At 77.1% G+C, this 18,051-nt stretch carries 9 protein-coding genes; 7 read left to right on the top strand and 2 right to left on the bottom strand.

Annotation, left to right across the window (positions count from 1 at the left end):
- Nucleotides 1-118: 118 nt before the first annotated feature.
- The 4 genes from AC07A6_RS01640 to AC07A6_RS01655 all read left to right on the top strand — a co-directional run bounded on the left by AC07A6_RS01640 (nt 119) and on the right by AC07A6_RS01655 (nt 2,723).
- Nucleotides 119-442, top strand: coding sequence for a putative quinol monooxygenase (locus AC07A6_RS01640; RefSeq protein ID WP_362462683.1), 324 nt, complete (start codon nt 119-121; stop codon nt 440-442).
- A gap of 46 nt (nt 443-488) precedes the next feature.
- On the top strand, nt 489-1,229 hold the full coding sequence (locus AC07A6_RS01645; protein WP_478775634.1) for a class I SAM-dependent methyltransferase: 741 nt from the start codon (nt 489-491) through the stop codon (nt 1,227-1,229).
- Between the two features lie 114 nt (nt 1,230-1,343).
- Complete coding sequence (locus AC07A6_RS01650; protein WP_478775635.1) at nt 1,344-1,718, top strand: VOC family protein; 375 nt, start codon at nt 1,344-1,346, stop codon at nt 1,716-1,718.
- A gap of 243 nt (nt 1,719-1,961) precedes the next feature.
- Nucleotides 1,962-2,723 (top strand): hypothetical protein, encoded by a 762-nt coding sequence (locus AC07A6_RS01655; RefSeq protein ID WP_478775636.1) that lies wholly within the window; start codon nt 1,962-1,964, stop codon nt 2,721-2,723.
- 7 nt (nt 2,724-2,730) lie between these two features.
- Here AC07A6_RS01655 and AC07A6_RS01660 read toward each other — a convergent pair whose 3' ends face one another.
- Nucleotides 2,731-3,981 (bottom strand): putative Ig domain-containing protein, encoded by a 1,251-nt coding sequence (locus AC07A6_RS01660; RefSeq protein ID WP_478775637.1) that lies wholly within the window; start codon nt 3,979-3,981, stop codon nt 2,731-2,733.
- Between the two features lie 94 nt (nt 3,982-4,075).
- Nucleotides 4,076-4,969: a LysR family transcriptional regulator gene (locus AC07A6_RS01665; protein WP_362462668.1), complete on the bottom strand. Its 894-nt coding sequence runs from the start codon at nt 4,967-4,969 to the stop codon at nt 4,076-4,078.
- Nucleotides 4,970-5,401: 432 nt separating this feature from the next.
- Between AC07A6_RS01665 and AC07A6_RS01670 the strand changes: the two genes are divergently transcribed.
- Genes AC07A6_RS01670 through AC07A6_RS01680 form a run of 3 tightly spaced genes read left to right on the top strand, consistent with a single transcriptional unit; the run spans nt 5,402 to nt 18,051 of the window.
- Nucleotides 5,402-12,235 (top strand): SDR family NAD(P)-dependent oxidoreductase, encoded by a 6,834-nt coding sequence (locus AC07A6_RS01670; RefSeq protein WP_478775638.1) that lies wholly within the window; start codon nt 5,402-5,404, stop codon nt 12,233-12,235.
- A complete protein-coding gene (locus AC07A6_RS01675; RefSeq protein WP_478775639.1) occupies nt 12,228-17,729 on the top strand; it encodes a beta-ketoacyl synthase N-terminal-like domain-containing protein in 5,502 nt (1,833 codons plus the stop codon). The genes AC07A6_RS01670 and AC07A6_RS01675 overlap by 8 nt, the downstream gene beginning before the upstream one ends.
- Nucleotides 17,719-18,051 carry an acyl carrier protein gene (locus AC07A6_RS01680; RefSeq protein WP_362462660.1) on the top strand — a complete coding sequence of 111 codons (333 nt, stop codon included), beginning with the start codon at nt 17,719-17,721 and terminating at the stop codon, nt 18,049-18,051. The genes AC07A6_RS01675 and AC07A6_RS01680 overlap by 11 nt, the downstream gene beginning before the upstream one ends.

Here is an 18,051-nt window from a genome sequence, read left to right on the forward strand (position 1 = left end):
CCCCCCCCCCCCCCCCCCCCCCTCCCCCCCCCCCCCCCCCCCCCCCCCCCCCCCCCCCCCCCCCCCCCCCCCCCCCCCCCCCCCCCCCCCCCCCCGGGCCCGTGCCTACAATGGCTGAATGATCTTCATTGTGGTGAAATTCGCCGTCAAGCCCGAATACGTGGACCAGTGGCCGGAGGAGGTCGCGGAGTTCACCCGCGCCACCCGCGCCGAGGCGGGCAACCTGTGGTTCGAGTGGTCCCGCAGCCTGGAGGAGCCGGACACCTACGTCCTGGTCGAGGCGTTCCAGGACGACGCGGCCGAAGCGCACGTCACCTCCGAGCACTTCGCCAAGGCCCTGGAGACCATGCGTCCGCTTGTCGCCCGCACGCCCGACATCGTCAGCACCACCATCGCGGGTGCCACCGGCTGGAGCCGGATGGGCGAGCTCCAGATCGACTGAGCCCGGCGGGCCGGGCCCTCTTGACCGGCCGTCCATTATGGACGGTATGACGACCGGATCCCGCGCCCGTGCCCGTTCGTTCGGTTCCGCGGCAGCCCGCTACGCCGCCCACCGGCCCTCCTATCCGGCCGCGCTCTTCGACACCGTCGAGGAGCTGGCCGGGTTCCCGCTGGCCGGTGCCCGCGTCGCGGACGTCGGCGCGGGCACCGGGATCGCGAGCGCGCTCCTGCACGCCCGCGGGGCCCGGGTGGTGGCGGTGGAGCCCGGGGAGGGCATGGCGGCGGAGTTCCGCCGCCGCAACCCGGGGATCGCGCTGGTCCGCGGCGACGGCGACCGGCTGCCGCTGGCCACGGCGGGCACCGACCTGCTGACCTACGCGCAGTCCTGGCACTGGACGGACCCCGCCCTCGCCGGCCCCGAGGCCCTGCGCGTCCTGCGGCCCGGGGGCGCGCTGGCCGTCTGGTCCAACGACCCCGACACGGACGTGGAGTGGATCGCCGACCAGCAGGCGCGCATCGAGAAGCGCTTCGGCCCCGGCTGGTACGCCAACGAGCCGGCCCGTTCGCTGCCCGGCCTGGAATTCACCACGCGCCGGCTGCGCTGGTCGCGCCCCATCACCGTCGAGGCGCACCTCGGGAAGCTCTCCACGCACTCGCTCTTCCTGGTGGGCGAGCCGGGTACCGAAGCGTTCCTCGCTGCCGAACGCGTCCGCCTGGACGACCTGTTCCCGGACGGCCTGCTGCGCGAGCACTACACGGTCAGGCTCGCCCTGGCGGTACGCCGGTAGCCCTGCTCCCATCGGGGGTATTCCGGGCCGCCGGGCCGGTTCGCGGCGGTGTCCGGGGTCGTGCTGGTGAACACTCGTAACGCCCTGACCCGGGGGCGCGGGAGAGGACGGCACGTGTTCACCAACACCAAGGCATACAGCGGCTTCGCCGTGAACGACCTCCAGCGGGCGAAGGAGTTCTACGGCGAGACCCTCGGCCTGCGGGTCACCGAGCAGAACGGCATGCTCACCCTGCACATCGCGGGCGGCACCGAGATCCTCGTCTACCCGAAGGCCGACCACACCCCGGCGGGCTTCACCGTGCTGAACTTCCCGGTCGACGACATCGACGCGGCGGTCGAGGAACTGATGCGCCGGGGGGTCGGCTTCGAGCGCTACCCGGAATTCACCCACGACGACAAGGGGATCGTCCGCGAATCGGGTTTCCCGCAGATCGCCTGGTTCACGGACCCGGCCGGCAACGTCTTCTCCGTGCTCCAGGAGCCGTAGCACCGAGCCCCGGAGAAGCGGAAGACCCCGGTCTCCCTGAGGAGGCCGGGGCCTTCGTTCGAGCGCTGGGCAGGCCTTGCACCTGCATTCCCCCACGGGAAGTGGGGTGTCTTTCCTTGGACCACCAACGCATCGTCCCGTCCGCCGTGTTCCTCGGCGGTGGGCTCGAGATCAACTATACGGCACGCGGGCGGCCGCCAAAACCGTGTGACATGCATGGCGGCCGGACGTCAGCCTGGCCTGATGACCTACGAATTGAACGTTCTGCGGCTGTACGTCAGGAACGACCCGGCACTCGGGCCCTACGAGGACCTGGAGGTCCGCGCGCTGATCGACGGGGTGGACGTCGTCGAGGAGGCCTTCGAGGACGAGGACTACGGCGCCCAGTGCGGTGATCCCCGGGACTGGCTGCTGCCCGACGGCCCCCTGTCGGTGGGCGACAGGCCCCATTCGGTGGACTTCGCGGCGAAGTGGTGCGGCTGCCACGATCTGCTGTACCTCACGCTGCGGCGCGACGGCGACACCGTCGTGTGGAGCTGGCGGACGGCCGAAGAGGGGGTTCCCGAGCTCCCCGAGTACCGTTTCGACGCCGCCCAGTACGACGCCGAGCTGGAGCGTGCCCGCCTGGACGGCGGCTGGGAGTGGCCGGCGCAGACGGTCTCGCGGCTGGTGCTCGACGGGCTGCGCGGCGAGACCGGGTGGCTGGAACGGTGGTCGTGCGAGCTCGGCCACGTGTGGACGGACCCGAAGCACCCCGGGCAGGTGCTGGTCTACTTCCTCCGCGACGAGCGGGATCCGGAAGGATGGTACGGGCGCGCCGAGGAGTTCGGCATGGCGGCGGCGGTCACCGACGAGGACCCCGCCCACCAGGCCGACCGGATCGTACGGGCCTTCCTGGCGGGCGATCCCCGGACGGTGGACGGGTTCCGGCGGTACCCGATGGACCAACTCGGTCACGGGCATTACCACGGCGACGGGCCGCTGCCCTGGAAGCACTACCGCTGACCCCTGCTCAGAGCCACTTGACGGTGAGGGCGAAGGACGTGCCGGCGCTCGCGCCGGCGGAGTCGGTCACGGTGGCGGTGACCTGGGCCGGGCCGGTGCTCCAGGGCTTGCCGGTGATGCGGCCGGAGGCGCTGTCGAGGGTCAGGCCCCAGGGCAGGCCGGAGGCGGCGAAGCGGAGGGGCTGCTTCCCGCCGGTGGCGGTGAGCTGGACCGTGCAGGGCTGGTTGAACCGGCAGGTCTGGGGGCCTGGGTTGGCCAGCTTCGGATCACCGGGGGTGGGCGTCGGCGTGGGAGTGGGTGTCGGCGTGGGAGTGGGCGTCGGTGTCGGGGTCGGGGTCGGGGTGGTGCCGCAGCCGGGGGCGGCTTCCGGGGGGAGGGGGACCTGCCAGATCTGCGGGTCGTTCTCCGAGCCGACCAGGAGGTGCGCGCAGTCCGCGTACGTGACGGTCTCGCCCTGGGACTGGGCGGGGAGGGCCACGTCGGCGAGTTTGGTGCCCGAGGTGTCGTAGACCGAGGCCGTGTCGGCGCCCAGCGGGCCTCCGCTGCGCAGCGTGTAGGAGGCGCCCGTCGGGGAGAACGCGCCGTCCGTGGCGAAGACCGGGCCGGGCCGGACGGCGGTGAGGGTGTTGACCCGGCCGGTGACCGGCGGGAGCGGGGCCTGGTAGAGCTGTCCGGGGGTGCCGATCAGCTTGCTGGCGACGAGGATCCGGCCGGTGGCCGGGTCGGCGAGGAGGGATTCGGCGTCGTGCCTGCCGTCGGCGTAGGCGAAGCGGTACGTCACCGGGGTGACGATGGCGTCGGCGAGCCGCTCCGGCTCGGGGAAGCTGTGCACGGTGATCTCCGCGCGGCTGCCGAAGTTGTCCCCGATGTCGCCCACCAGGACGGCCGGGCCGCCCCCGGCGTCCTTGCCGATCGCCAGGGCCTCCCAGTCGGTGTTGCCGACGCCCGAGACGGTGAGGGTGGCCTTGAGCACTCCGGTGGGGCCGGTGCAGTCGACGGCGAAGACCTGGTTGGTGTTGCCGCTGTCGTTGACGGCGTAGAAGACGCCCGGGTGCCTGCGGCTCGTCGCGAGGCCGCTGATCTCGGTCATGCCGCCGGGCAGGGTGCACTTCTTCTCGGGGGCGGGGGCGGCGGCCCGGGTGGCGGGAGGTGCCGGGGCGGCGGTGGCGTCCGCCATCCAGGCCAGTGCGGGCAGGAGCGCGGCGAGGGCGGCGGTCGCGAGGGCGGCGGCCCCGGGGGGTGGCAGGAGTCGGGTCATGCGGACCATGTGAGGCCTCGGCGCCGGGCAGCACCACCCCCCGGGAAACCCCGTTCGAGCATCGTTCAATGCCGTCCCGGCATGGGCCCGGGGCTCAGCGCTCCGGTTCCCGTACCGGCGCCTTGCGGCCGGCGTGGGCGATGAAGGCGCGGGCCGCCCGGCTGAGCTGACGGCGGGCGTGCGCGATGCCCACGGGGCGCAGCAGCGCCGGGGTGAAGGAGCGGATCTCGGCCCTGCTGCCGAAGGCCCTGGCCACTACGTCCCGGTACCAGATGAGGGAGCCGCGTCCGTCGGTCACGCCCGTGACCCAGGCGAGGCGTTCGTCGACTTCCAGGGAGGGCACGGGGCGGACGCCCATGCAGCTGAACATGGCCTCCATCTCGGTGCGCCGGCCGGTGCCGGGGGTGGGCAGCACCATGGGGAGCCCGTCGAGCATGCGCAGGGGGACGGGGTTCGGCAGCCGGGTGCCGATCGGCGAGATCAGCACCACCTCGCGCTCCTGGATGAAGTGCGTGGAGAGTTCCTTGTCGACGGGGAGGTCGACCAGGGCCAGTTCGGCCCGCCCCTGGGTGAGTTCCTCGACGAGGGATTCGCGGCTGTCGTGCTTCTGGAGCCGGACGTCCACTCCGGGGTGGCGCTCGCTGAAGCCCGCCAGCAGGTCGGTGGCCAGGTCGAGCGCGAGGGTGGGGGTGGTGGCGAGGGTGAAGGCGGCCCGTGAGTCCTTGCCGTGCGGGGTGCCGATGTCGTCGATGGCTTCGACCGCGTTGAGCACGGTGCGGGCCAGCCGGACGACCCGGGCCCCCTCCGGCGTGAGGTCCACCCCCCTTCCCCGGCGGGCCAGCAGCTCGACTCCCAGGTCGCGTTCCATGGCCTGTACCGCTCTGGAGAGGGCCGACTGCGCGACGAAGACCGAGGCGGCCGCGCCGGTGATGGACCGGCAGTCGGCTACGGCGACGAGGTAGCGGAGTTGCGCGAGGGTGGGGGTCATGAGCGGACGGTAACGGCGTGGGCATGGACCTGTAAGGGCTGGTGGGTGAACAACTGACGCCGGGTCCGGGGACGGCTCCATACCGGCTCGGCGGCAAGACATGCCCGGGCGGCATGAGCCCGGCCGGACGTCGTACGCGGGCCCGTGCGCGGGGGCCGTCCGCCCGGCCGGGAAAGGCGCAGGCCAGCGGCCGGACGGGGGCTCGCGGCAGGCCCCGCGGTGGCGGCGGGCGGGTGCGCCGGTGGGCCGGGCGGGGCGAAGCAGCGTATTCCGTATGGCTGTTGACAGTGCGGGGTGCCCCCCGCACGATGCATCGCGGCGTCCGGGCGTTTGACCACGGTTCAAGCCGGTCGCGCCGCCCGTACCGGGATCACGCCCGGCGCCGCACTTCACTTCATCGCTCTCCCCCGTTCTTCCGCCCTGTACTGCGCCATGTCACACAGCACTGGAAGAGGAGCGCTCGTGACCCTCCCGCACCCGCAGTCCGCCGCCGCCCGTGAACTGGTCGTCGCGGTCAGTCCGTTCGAGGAGCCGAACCCGGCGATCGTGACCGCGGCCGAACGTGCCGGCTCCCTCGGCCTGCTCGACCTCGGCCGGGACCCGGACGCCGCGCGGCGCGCCTTCGCCGAGCTGGCCCGCCGGCTGGAGGGCGGGGGCGGCGCGGGCGGGCACGGGGGCGGGGCCGCCGGCCGCTACGGGGTGCGGGTTCCCCCGGGGTGTGCGACGGGACCCGGCGAGCTGCCGCCCGAGGTGGACACCGTGCTGCTGGCCGACCCTGCCGCCCACACCCGGGAGCAGGTGGCCGCCTGGGCCGCGGCGCCCGGCCGGCCCCGGGTCTGGGCGGAGGCCACCGGCCGGGCCGAGGCCGCGGCGGCCGTCTCCGCCGGGGTGTCCGCCCTGGTCGCCAAGGGCCACGAGGCCGGGGGCCGGGTGGGCGGGACCACCACCTTCGTACTGCTCCAGCAGCTCCTGGCGGACTCCGGGCCCGCGGTGCCCGTACTGGCCCTGGGCGGGATCGGGCCGCACACGGCGGCCGCGGCCGTGGCGGGCGGGGCGTCCGGAGTGGTGCTCGACGTCCAACTCGCCCTGACGGCGGAGGGAGAGGGGGCGCTGCCCGCCGAAGTGGCCGCCGCCCTGCGGGCCATGGACGGGTCGGAGACCCGGCTGCTGGACGGGCACCGGGTGTTCGCCCGCCCTGACCTGCCCGAACCGCCCGCCGGGCCGGTGTCCGCCCTGCTGGGCGCCCGCGGCCTGCGGGCGCAGCTGCTGCCCGTCGGCCAGGACGGGGCTTCGGCGGCCCGCCTGGCCGCCCGCCACCGCACCACCGGCGGGGTGGTCCGGGCCGTGCGGGCGGCCGTCACCGGGCACCTGGAGGCCGCCGTGCGGGCCCGGCCGCTGGAGCGCGCGCTGTCCGTCGCGCAGGGGCCGATGACCCGGGTGAGCGATCAGGCCCGCTTCGCGGAGGCGGTGGCCGCCGGGGGCGGGGTGCCGTACCTCGCCCTGGCCGTGATGGAGGGCCCGGACGTACGCCGGCTCCTGGCCGAGACCGCCGAACGGCTCGGGGACCGCCCCTGGGGCGTGGGCCTGCTGGGCTTCGCCCCGGAAGAGCTGCGGCGGGAGCAGCTGGCGGCCGTGGCCGGGGCCCGCCCGCCGTGGGCGGTCATCGCCGGCGGCACCCCCGCGCAGGCGGCCCCGCTGGAGGCCGCCGGGATCCGCACCCACCTGCACGTGCCCTCGCCCGGCCTGCTGGAGCGGTACCTCGCCGAGGGGGCGCGGCGGTTCGTGTTCGAGGGGCTGGAGTGCGGCGGGCACGTGGGGCCACGGGCCTCCTTCCCGCTCTGGGAGGAGCAGATCGAGCGGTTGCTGTCGTGTCCCGAACCTCAGGCCCTGGACGTCCTGTTCGCGGGCGGCATCCACGACGGCCGCTCCGCCGCCATGGCGGTCGCGGCCGCCGCGCCGCTGGCCGCGCGGGGCGCGCGGATCGGCGTACTGATGGGCACCGCCTATCTGTTCACCGAGGAGGCCGTGGCCTGCGGGGCGGTGCTGCCGGTCTTCCAGCGGACGGCCGTGGAGTGCGCGGACACCGTGCTGCTGCACACCGCGCCCGGGCACGCCACCCGCTGCGCGGCGACCCCGTACGCCGAGGCCTTCGAAGCCGAGCGGCGGCGGCTGCAGCGGGACGGAACCCCGCAGCGCGAGGTGTGGGAGCGGCTGGAGCGGCTCAACCTGGGCCGGCTGCGCCTCGCGAGCAAGGGGCTGCGGCGCACCCCGGACACCCCCGCGCTGGAGCCGGCCGGCGAGGAACAGCAGTACGCGGAGGGGCTGTTCATGCTCGGGCAGGCCGCCACCCTGCGCTCCGCCACCACCACGGTGGCGGCGCTGCACGCGCAGGTCACCGAGGGGGCGACCCGGCTCCTGGAGCGGCGGGCCGCCGAACTCCCGGCCCGGCCCGCGCAGGCGGAGGCGGCGCCGGACCCGCTGGACGTCGCCATCGTGGGCATGGCCTGCGCCTACCCCGGCTCCCCCGACCTGGCCGGCTACTGGGCGCGGGTCCTGGACGGCACGGACGCGGTGACGGAGGTGCCGGCCGAGCGCTGGGACCCTGCGCTCCACTACGACCCCGATCCGGCCCGCGCGGGCGAGCGCACCCCCTCCCGCTGGGGCGGGTTCCTCGGCCCGGTGCCCTTCGACGCCCTCGCCCACGGGATCCCGCCCGCCTCGCTCGCCGGGATCGAACCGGTCCAGCTGCTCGCCCTGGAGATCTCCGCGCGGGCCCTCGGGGACGCCGGGTACGGACGGGAGCGGGAGTTCGACCGCTCCCGGACCTCGGTGGTGTTCGGGGCGGAGGCCGGAACCGAGCTGGCCGGCGCGTACGGGCTGCGTTCGCTGCTGCCCGGCTACCTGGGCTCGGTCCCCGAGGGCCTGGACGAGCAGCTGCCGCGGCTGACCGAGGACTCCTTCCCCGGGGTGCTCGCCAACGTCATCGCGGGCCGGGTCGCCAACCGGCTCGACCTGGGCGGCGCGAACTGCACCGTCGACGCGGCCTGCGCCTCCTCCCTCGCCGCCCTGGACCTGGCCTGCCGCCAACTGCGCGACGGGGACAGCGACATGGTGCTGTGCGGCGGCGCGGACCTGCACAACGGGATCAACGACTACCTGCTGTTCTCGTCGGTCCGCGCCCTGTCCCCCGGCGGCCGCTGCCGGCCCTTCGACGCGGCCGCCGACGGGATCGCGCTCGGCGAGGGCGTGGGCGTGCTGGTGCTCAAGCGGCTCGCGGACGCGGAGCGGGACGGCGACCGGGTGTACGCGGTCGTCAAGGCTGTCGGCGCCGCCAGCGACGGACGCTCCCTCGGCCTGACCGCGCCCCGGCCCGAGGGGCAGCGCCGCGCACTGGAGCGGGCCTACGCCCGGGCCGGGATCTCCCCGGCCGAGGTGGGCCTGGTCGAGGCGCACGGCACCGGCACGGTGGTCGGCGACAGCACCGAACTGACCGTGCTGACCGACCTGTTCACCTCGTCCGGTGCCGCGCCGGGGTCCTGCGCCCTGGGGTCGGTCAAGTCGCAGCTGGGGCACACCAAGTGCGCGGCCGGGCTGGCCGGGCTGATCAAGGCGGCCCGGGCCGTGCACGCGGGCGTACGGCCGCCCACCCTGCACATCGACACGCCCAACCCGGCCTGGGAGGAGGGGAGCAGCCCGTTCTTCTTCGACGAGCGGGCCCGGCCCTGGGCGCTGCCGGCCCGGCGGCGGATCGCGGGGGTCAGCGCGTTCGGCTTCGGCGGTACGAACTACCACGCCGTGCTGGCCGGTTACGCGGGGGCGGACGAGCCGGGGCACGGACTGGAGGAGTGGCCGGCCGAGCTGTTCTGCTTCCGGGGCGGGGACCGGCGGGCGGCGGGCCGGGCGATGGCTCGGCTCGCGGCCCGGCTGGAGGAGAACGACGCGGCCGGGCGGCCGTGGAGCCTGCGGGACCTGGCGGCGGAGGCCGCCGCCTCGGGGGCGGGCCCGGTGCGGGTGGCGGTGGTGGCCTCCGACGCGGACGAGCTGGCCGTCCGGCTGGAGCGGGCCCGGGCGTTCGAGCAGGGCCCGGGGGTCCACGTACGGGAGGAGACGGCCGACCCGGGCCGGGTGGCGTTCCTGTTCCCCGGGCAGGGCAGCCAGCGGCCGGGCATGCTGGGCGAGCTGTTCACGGCGTTCCCCGCGCTGCGCGGGCTGCTGGACGGGGCGCCCGGCGCGGTGGTGGCGGCGATGTTCCCGCCCGCGGCCTTCGGCGCCGCGGGGCGGGCGGCGCAGCGGGCGGCGGTCACCGACACCCGGGTGGCCCAGCCGGCCCTGGGGCTGGCCGGGGCGGCCGCGCACCTGCTGCTCGGGCGGCTCGGCGTACGGCCGGACTGCGTGGCCGGGCATTCGTACGGGGAGCTGACCGCGCTGTGGGCGGCCGGGGTGTACGACACGCCGGGTCTGATGCGGCTGAGCACGCGCCGCGCCGAGGCGATCCTGGCCGCCGCCGGGGCGGATCCGGGGTCGATGGCGGCGGTGTCGGCGGCCCCGGAGGAGGTACGGGAGACCGCCGGGCGGGCCGGGTGCGTGGTGGCGAACCACAACGCGCCCCGGCAGTGCGTCGTGTCGGGTCCGACGGCGGCGGTCGCCGCGGCGGTGGACGCGCTGCGGGAGGCCGGGCTGAAGGCGGAGCCGATCCCGGTGGCCTGTGCGTTCCACAGCGGGGTGGTCGCGGGGGCGGCGGGGGCGCTGGCCGCCGAGCTGGCCGCGACGGAGGTGGCCGGGCCCTCGGTGCCGGTCTGGTCGAACACCACGGCCGGGCCGTACCCGGCGGACCCCGACGCGGTACGGGAGCTGCTGGCCCGGCAGGTGGCGGAGCCGGTGCGGTTCACGGAGCAGGTGGAGGCCATGTACGCGGCCGGGGTGCGGACCTTCGTGGAGGCCGGGCCGGGCCGGGTGCTGTCGGGGCTGGTCGGCCGGATCCTCGGGGAACGCCCGCACACGGTGGTCCCGCTGGACGTGCCGGGCGAACACGGGCTGACCCGGCTGGTTACGGCGCTGGCCGAACTGGCCGCGGCCGGGGTCCCGGTGGAGCCGGAGGCGCTGTTCCGGGGCCGGACCCGGCGGCTGCCGGAGCGGGCGCCGGGTCGGCCGGGCTGGCTGGTGGACGGGCACCTGGTGCGTACGGCCGACGGGGTGCCGGTCGCCGGGGGGCTGCGGCCGGCCCGGCGGGTGGACCTCCCGGTGCGGGCGGACGCCGCCGCGCCGGCGGGCGGGGACCGGCGCGAGGAGGCGGTGCTGGAGTACCTGCGCGGGACGCGCGAACTGGTCGAGGCGCAGCGGGCCGTGCTGCTGGGGTACCTGGGCGCGCCGGCCCCCGCGCACCCCGGGGCGCGGGCGCCGGGTTCGGCGGAGGCCCGGCCGCGCGGGCTGCCCGCCGACGGCAGTGCCGCGCCGATGCCCGTACCCATGCCCGTGCCCGTACCCGTGCCCGTGCCCGCCGCCGTGGAGCCCGCGGCTCCGCGTACGGCCGAGGAGGTGATGGACGCGGTCCTGGAGGTCGTCCACGCCCGGACCGGATACCCGCGGGACATGCTGGACCCGGAACTCGACCTGGAGGCCGACCTGTCCATCGACTCCATCAAGCGGGTGGAGATCATCGGCGCCCTGGCGGACCGCATCGGCCTCCCGCGGGAGCCGGGAGGCTCCACCGGGTCCGCCGTCGAGGAGCTGTCCCGGATCAAGACCCTGCGCGGCATCGTGCAATGGATCGTCGCCCGCGCCGCGCCCGGCACCGCCACCCCGGAGCCCGAGCCGGAGCCGGAGCCGGAGCCGCAGGCGGTGTCGGCTCCGGAACCGCTCGCGCGGCTGCGGGTGGAGGCGGTGCCCCTGGCGGCGGCCGCCGGGGACCCGGAGGCGTTGCGCGGACTGCGGATCGGGATCGTCGAGGACGGACAGGGTCTCGCGCCCGCCCTCGCCGGGGCGCTGCGGGAGCGGGGTGCCGGGGTACGGCTCCTCGCCGGGGCGGAGGCCGGCCTGGACGGGGTCGTCGACCTGTCCGCGCTGCGGGCCGGGGCCGAGCCGGTGCTGCCCGGGGCCTTCGAGGGCCTGCGGCAGGCCCTGGCCGGCGGGGCCGGGCGGCTGCTGCTGGTCACCGCGCCCGGGACCGCGGGGGCCGGTCTGCACGGGTTCGCCCGCAGCGCGGCGCTGGAGTTCCCCGGCACGCTGGTGCGCGCCGTGGAGGTCCACCCCAAGGAGGACCCCGAGCAGACCGCCCGGCTGCTCCTGGCCGAGCTGGCCTGCGGAGCTCCCGACGGGGACGGAGCCTCCGTCGGCTACGCCGCGGACGGGGCCCGGTTCGCCCGCCGGGCGGTGCCCGCCGCGCCGGCCACGTCCGGGCGGGCCCTGCCGCTCGGCCCGGACTCGGTGGTCCTGCTCACCGGCGGGGCCCGCGGGATCACCGCCCGCACCGCGCTCGCGCTGGCCCGCGCCACCGGCTGCCACGTCGAGCTGGTCGGCCGTACGCCCGAACCGCCGCCCGGGGAGGACGCGTTCGGGCAGGCCCGGGACTTGGTGGCGCTGCGGGCGGCGCTGATCGCCTCGGGGCTGCGCACCGCGGCCGAGATCGAGGCGGCCGCCTCGCGGATCCTCGCCGCGCGGGAGGTTCGGGCCGCGCTGGACGGCCTCGCCGGCGCGGCGGCCTCCGTCCGCTACCACCGCGCCGACGTCACGGACGGGGCGGCCGTACGGGCCGTCGTGGCGGACGTACGGGCCCGGCACGGCCGGCTCGACGGGATCGTGCACGGTGCGGGGGTGCTGCGGGACGGGCTGCTGCGCGAGAAGCGGGCGGCGGACTTCGCGGAGGTGTTCGCCGTGAAGGTGGCCGGCGCCCGGCACCTGGCGGCCGCGGCCGCCGAGCACGGAACGGGGCCCGCGCCCCGGTTCCTGGCCCTGTTCGGCAGCGTCGCCGGGGTGTACGGCAACCGGGGCCAGTGCGACTACGCCGCCGCCAACGACGCCCTCGACACGCTGGCGCACGCCTGGGCTGAGTCCTTCCCGGGCCGGGTGCTGTCGGTGGACTGGGGGCCGTGGGCGGCGGAGGCGGGCGGGATGGTCACCCCGGAACTGGAGCGGGCCTACGCCCGGCGCGGGATCCCGCTGATCGCGCCGGAGGCCGGGGCAGCCGCGTTCCTCGCCGAACTCGCGGACGGGGAAGGCGTACAGGTGGTCCTGGCTGCCGCCGGGGCGGAGGGGCGGGGCGATGAGTGAGCGGCAGGGGCGCGGCCCGCGTCCGACCGACGCGGCGGTCGTCGGGATGGGCGCGGTGTTCCCCGGCGCCGGGGACCTGGCGGCGTACCGGCGCAACGTGTTCGCGGGTACGGACTGCATCGGCGAGGTGCCGCCGCAGCGGTGGGACCCGCAGGTGTACTACGACCCGGACGCCGCCTCCGGTCCGGCGGCCGGCGACCGGTTCTACTGCCGGCGGGGCGGCTTCGTCGACGGCCTGGCCGGCTTCGACCCCACCCGGTTCGGGATCATGCCGGCGGCCGTGGAGGGGGCCGAGCCGGACCAGCTGCTGGCCCTGCGGGCGACGGCCGAGGCGGTCGCGGACGCGGGCGGCGAGGAGCGGCTGCCGGCCGACCGGTCCCGGATCGGGGTGGTGCTGGGGCGCGGCGGGTTCATGGGGGTGGCCACGGCCCGGCTGGACCAGCGGGTGCGGACGGCCCACCAGTTGGCGCAGACCCTGCGGGAGCTGGCGCCGGAGCTGGGCGAGCGGCGGATCGCGCAGGTGCGGTCCGCGTTCCAGGAGGCGCTGGGGCCGGAGCGGCCGGAGGCCTCGATCGGTCTGGTGCCGAGCTTCACCGCCGCCCGGACCGCGAACCGGCTGGACTTCCGGGGCCCCGCCTACACCCTGGACGCGGCGTGCGCCTCCTCGCTGCTGGCCGTGGACCAGGCGGTCGGGCTGCTGGCGTCCGGACGCTGCGACGCGGTGGTCGCGGGGGCGGTGCACCACTGCCACATCGCCACGCTGTGGAGCGTGTTCACGCAGCTGCGGGCGCTGAGCCCGAGCGAGCGGATCCGGCCCTTCGACCGGGCGGCCGACGGGACGCTGCTGTCCGAGGGCACCGGGGTGGTGCTGCTGAAGCGGCTCGCGGACGCGCAGCGGGACGGGGACCGGGTGTACGCGGTGGTCCGGGGGACGGGGGTGGCCGGGGACGGCCGGGCGGCGAGCCTGATGAGCCCCCTGGTCGCGGGCCAGGTACGGGCGCTGGAGCGGGCCTGGCGGGAGGCCGGGCTGGACCCGCGGGCGCCGGGGGCGCTGGGGCTGCTGGAGGCGCACGGCACCGGGACCCCGGTGGGGGACGCGGCCGAACTGGACACCCTGGCCCGGGTGTTCGGGCCGCCCGGGGCGGCGGCGGGGGCGGGGCCGGGGGCCGGCTCGATCGGCTTCGGGTCGGTGAAGTCGGCGCTCGGGCACACCATGCAGGCCTCCGGGATGGCCGGGCTGATCAAGGCCGCGCTGGCGGTGCACGAGGGGGTGCTGCCGCCGACCCTGCACCTGGAGGACCCCCACCCGGGCCTGGCCCGGACCCGGATGCGGCCGGTGACGGCGGCCGAGCCGTGGGAGCGCGGGCCGGCGCCGCGCCGGGCCGGGGTCAACGCGTTCGGCTTCGGCGGGATCAACGCGCACGTGGTGCTGGAGGAGGCGCCGGCCACCGGGCGGGCGGCTCCCCCGGTGCGCCGGTTCATGCCGCTGGGCGGCGGGGCCGCCGCGCCCGTGGGGGCGGGCGCGGGGGGCGGCGTACTCCTGCTGGCGGCGGACACCCCGGCGGAGCTGTCGGCCCTGCTGGCCGCGCCGTCGCCGGTGTCGGGCGGGGACGGGCCCTGCCGGGTCGCGGTGGCCGGGCCGACAGCGCAGCGGCTCGCGCTGGCCGCGAAGGCCGTGGCCCGGGGCCGGCCCTGGCGGGGGCGGGGGGACGTGTGGTTCAGCCCCGAGCCGCTGGGCGGCAAGGTGGCGTTCCTGTTCCCTGGCCTGGAGCCGGAGTTCGCCCCGGTGCTGGACGACGTCGCGGACCGGCTGGGCATGGGGCGGCCGCGTCTGACCCGGGGCGGCTCGCTGGTCGAGCGGGCCCTGGACGCCATCGCGACGGGCCGCTTCCACGCCCGGGTGCTGCCCGCGCTCGGGATCCGGGCCGACGTGCTGGCCGGCCACAGCCTGGGCGAGTGGGCGGCGATGGTCGCCGCCGGCATGTACCCCGAGGACGCGGCCGACGCCTTCCTCGACTCGCTGCGGCCCGGCTCCCTCAAGGTCCCGGACCTGGTGTACGCGGCGCTGGGCTGCGGCGCCGGGCGGGCGCGGGCGGCGCTGCACGGGCTGGAGGGGGTGGTGGTCAGCCACGACAACTGCCCGCACCAGTCGGTGATCTGCGGTGACCCGGAGCAGGTCGCGGCCGCGGTCGCGCGGCTGCGCGGCGAAGGGGTCCTGGGGCAGGAGCTGCCGTTCCGTTCGGGCTTCCACACCCCGATGTGGGAGCCCTACCTCGGGCAGGTCCGGGCCGCGTTCGGCCGGCTGCCGCTGGAGCCGGGCTCGGTGCCGGTGTGGTCGGCCACCACCTGCGCGCCGTTCCCCGCCACCCCGGAGGCCGTGCGGGAGCTGGTGGTGCGCCACCTGCTGGAGCCGGTGCGCTTCCGCGAGCTGACGCTGCGGCTGTACGAGGAGCAGGGCGTCCGCAGCTTCGTGACCCTGGGCCCCGGCAGCCTGCCGGGCTTCGTCGAGGACACCCTCCGCGACCGCCCCCACCTGGCGGTCTCCACCTCCTCCCCCCGCCTGCCGGGCCTGCCCTCCCTGACCCGCACCTGCGCCGCGCTCTGGACGGAGGGCCACGCCCCGCGCTGGGACCTCCTGACGGAGTCCCCTCCCGCCGCCACCGCTGCGCCGGCCGCCCGCGCCGGGGTCGCTACGCCGACGGCCCTGGCCGGAGCCCCAGTGGCACGGGCCGGGGGCGGCACCCGGACAGGGCAGCCCGGGGCCGGCACGCCCACGGCAGAGCCCGGGGCTCGTGCGGCTGCGGCAGAACCCGGGGCCGGCGCGCGGCCGGCCCGGGCCGGAGCCGGAACACCCATGGCACGAACCGCGGCCGGCACACCCACGACGGAGCCCGGGGCCGGTGCGCAAACGGCCCAGGCCGGGCGCGGCACGCCGCCCGCCCAGGCCAGGGACAGTACGCCGACGGCCCTGGCCGGGGCCCCAGTGGCACGGGCCGGGGGTGACACTCGGACATGGCAGACCGCGGCCGGCACGCCCACGGAGGAGCCCGGGGATGGTGCGCGGCCGGCCCGGGCCGGAGCCGGAACACCCGTGGCACGAGCCGGGGGTGGCACGCCCACGGCGGAGCCCGGGGCCGGTGTGCATATGCCCCAGGCCGGGCACGGCACGCCGACGGCGCGGGCCGGGCGCGCCGCGCCTGCGGCACCCGCCGGGGCCGCGGCGGCTGCCGCACCGGCCGGGGGCGCCGCGCCTGCGGCACCGGCCAGGGCCGGAGCACCGGCCGGGGCCGGTGGCGCCGGGCGGGTGGGGGCCGGGTCGGGGGTGCGCGGGATGAGCCTGGACCTCGGGTCGCCGCTGGTGCGGCTCGGCGAGGCGGCCCGGGCCTCCCTGAGCGGGCTCCTCAGCGCGGCCACGTCCCCCGACCCCGGCCCCGGCCCGGCTCCCGGCGCACCGCCAGTCCGGCCGCTGCTGCTGTCCGCCCTCGACGCGGTCCTCGACGACACCCGATCCGCCGCGCGCAGCGTCGCCGAGGCCTGGACGGCGGCCCGCCCGCCGCAACCGGCCGACGCGCAACCCCGGTCCGGTACGGGCGCGGGACCGGGGGCCCAGCCCGGCGCAGGTCGCAGCGCGGAGAACGGCATGAGCTCCGGCACGTCGTCTGCCGCACGTACCGGCATCGAGCCCGGCGCCCACCCCGCCGCACGCCCCAGCACGGGAGCCGACACGAGCCCCGGCACGGGACCCGGCACCTCATCCGCCGCACACCCCGGCACCGGAGCCGCCGCCCACCCCGCCGCGCAGCCCGGCACGGGAACCGGCACGGGAACCGGCACGGGACCCGGCACACCGCCCACCGCCGGGGCGGGAGCCGGGGCCGGGGGTGGTCGCGGTGGTGCGGGGAGGGCCACGGGGAAGTACACCCTGCGGGTCTCGCTCGACGCGCTGCCCGGCGTACGGGACCACTGCGTGTACCTCCAGCCCGACGGCTGGCCCGAGGACTCCGACCGGTTCCCGGTCGTGCCGATGACCACCATGCTGGAGCTCGCGGCCGATGCCGCCCGGCGCCACGCGCCCCCCGGCCTGGCGGTGACCGGCTACGAGGACGTGCGCGCCCTGCGCTGGCTGCCCGCCGAACCGGCCCTGGACGTCGAGGTCCTGGTCCACCGCGAGGCCCCCGGCCGGTTCCGGGTGGCGCTCGGGGAGTACGCCTCGGTGGTCGTCCTGCTCGGCGAGCGGTACGGGGCGCCGCCCGCCGCCGACACGAGGCCCCTGCGCGACCCCCGGCCCGCCCCGGTCAGCGCGGCCGCCCTGTACCGGGACCGGTGGATGTTCCACGGCCCCCGCTTCGCCGGCGTGCACGAGGTGCGGACCGTCGGCGCCGACGGCATCGAGGGGGTGCTGAGGGCGCTCCCCGACCCGGGGGCCCTGCTCGACGCGGCGGGACAGCTGTTCGGGCACTGGATGCAGCTCAGTCTGCCCGTGGACCGGCTGGTGTTCCCCGCCACCGTGGACCGCGTCCGCTTCTGCGGGCCGCCGCCCGCCGCGGGCGGGCTCGTCCGGGCCACTGCCCGGGTCCGGGAGGTCCGGGACGTCACCGTGCTCGGGGACGTGGAGCTGCGCCTGCCGGACGGCGGGGTGTGGGCCCGGATCGAGGGGTGGACGTACCGCCGGTTCGGGGCCGACGAACGCGTCTGGCCGATGAAGTTCACCCCGGAGGTGTGCGGCATCGGCGAACCGCAGCCCGGCGGCTGGTGCCTGGCCCGCAGGCGCTGGAGCGACCCCGCCTCGCAGGAGCTGGTGATGCGCCGCTACCTCGGCGCCGCCGAGCGGGCGGCGTACGAGCGGCTGTCGCCGCGGGCGCGCGGGCCCTGGCTGCTCGGCCGGATCGCCGCCAAGGACGCGCTGCGGCAGCTGCTGTGGGACGGCGGCGCCGGACCCGTCTTCCCCGCGGAGGTGCCAATCGGCAACGACCCGGCGGGCCGCCCGCTGGCGCTGGGGCCGCTCGCCGCCGGGTTCCGGCTGACGATCGCCCACAAGGACCGGATCGCCGTCGCCCTCGCCCGTCCGGGCCGGGCGGTGGGGATCGACCTGGAGCCGGTGGCCGCCGACCCGGACGCGCTGATCCGCGTCGCCCTCGGGCCGGGGGAACTCGCCCTCGCCGAGGCGCTGTCCGGCACCTGGGGCGGTCCCCGGGGCGCCGGCGGCCTGCCCGCCGCGCTGACCGCCCTGTGGTGCGCCAAGGAGGCCGCCGCCAAGGCGGACGGCAGCGGGCTCGGCGGCCGGCCGCGCGAGTGGCGGGTGTCCGCCGACCCGGACGGCGATCCGTTCTCCGGGGACGGCTGCCTGCTGGTGCGGTCCCCGGACGGCCGCCCGTACCCGGTGCGCACCACCCTGCTCGGATCCTCGCCGCCCGGCCACGTCGTCGCGTGGACCTGCGACGGCACCCCGCCCGACGTCCCCTTCCACCTCACGGAGACACGCCATGGGAAATGACATCCTCGCCGAGATCACCGGCATGCTGGTGGAGATCGTCGGCGACGAGTACCTGCTCGCGGACGAGGTCACGATGAAGACGACGTTCAACGAGGACCTCGCCCTGGAGAGCATCGAGTTCGTCGCCCTCGCCGAGGCGCTGCACCACCGCTACGGCGCCGGGGTGGACCTGATGGGCTTCCTCGCGGAGAAGGACATGGACGCGATCCTCGCCATGTCCGTCGGTGAACTCGTCACCCACATCGGGCGGATCACGCACGCCTCCCTCACCCGCGGCACGGCGGGCAGCGGTGCTTCCTCCTCCGCCGCCGTGGCCGGCTGA

It is taken from the genome of Streptomyces sp. NPDC044002, from assembly GCF_056434525.1.

What these genes read in the sequence shown, in the direction of transcription:
- AC07A6_RS01680 (WP_362462660.1), top strand. Translation starts at nt 17,719, where the DNA reads ATGGGAAATGACATCCTCGCCGAGATCACCGGCATGCTGGTGGAGATC.
- AC07A6_RS01640 (WP_362462683.1), top strand. Translation starts at nt 119, where the DNA reads ATGATCTTCATTGTGGTGAAATTCGCCGTCAAGCCCGAATACGTGGAC.
- AC07A6_RS01655 (WP_478775636.1), top strand. Translation starts at nt 1,962, where the DNA reads ATGACCTACGAATTGAACGTTCTGCGGCTGTACGTCAGGAACGACCCG.
- AC07A6_RS01675 (WP_478775639.1), top strand. Translation starts at nt 12,228, where the DNA reads ATGAGTGAGCGGCAGGGGCGCGGCCCGCGTCCGACCGACGCGGCGGTC.
- AC07A6_RS01665 (WP_362462668.1), bottom strand. Translation starts at nt 4,969, where the DNA reads ATGACCCCCACCCTCGCGCAACTCCGCTACCTCGTCGCCGTAGCCGAC.
- AC07A6_RS01645 (WP_478775634.1), top strand. Translation starts at nt 489, where the DNA reads ATGACGACCGGATCCCGCGCCCGTGCCCGTTCGTTCGGTTCCGCGGCA.
- AC07A6_RS01660 (WP_478775637.1), bottom strand. Translation starts at nt 3,981, where the DNA reads ATGACCCGACTCCTGCCACCCCCCGGGGCCGCCGCCCTCGCGACCGCC.
- AC07A6_RS01670 (WP_478775638.1), top strand. Translation starts at nt 5,402, where the DNA reads ATGTCACACAGCACTGGAAGAGGAGCGCTCGTGACCCTCCCGCACCCG.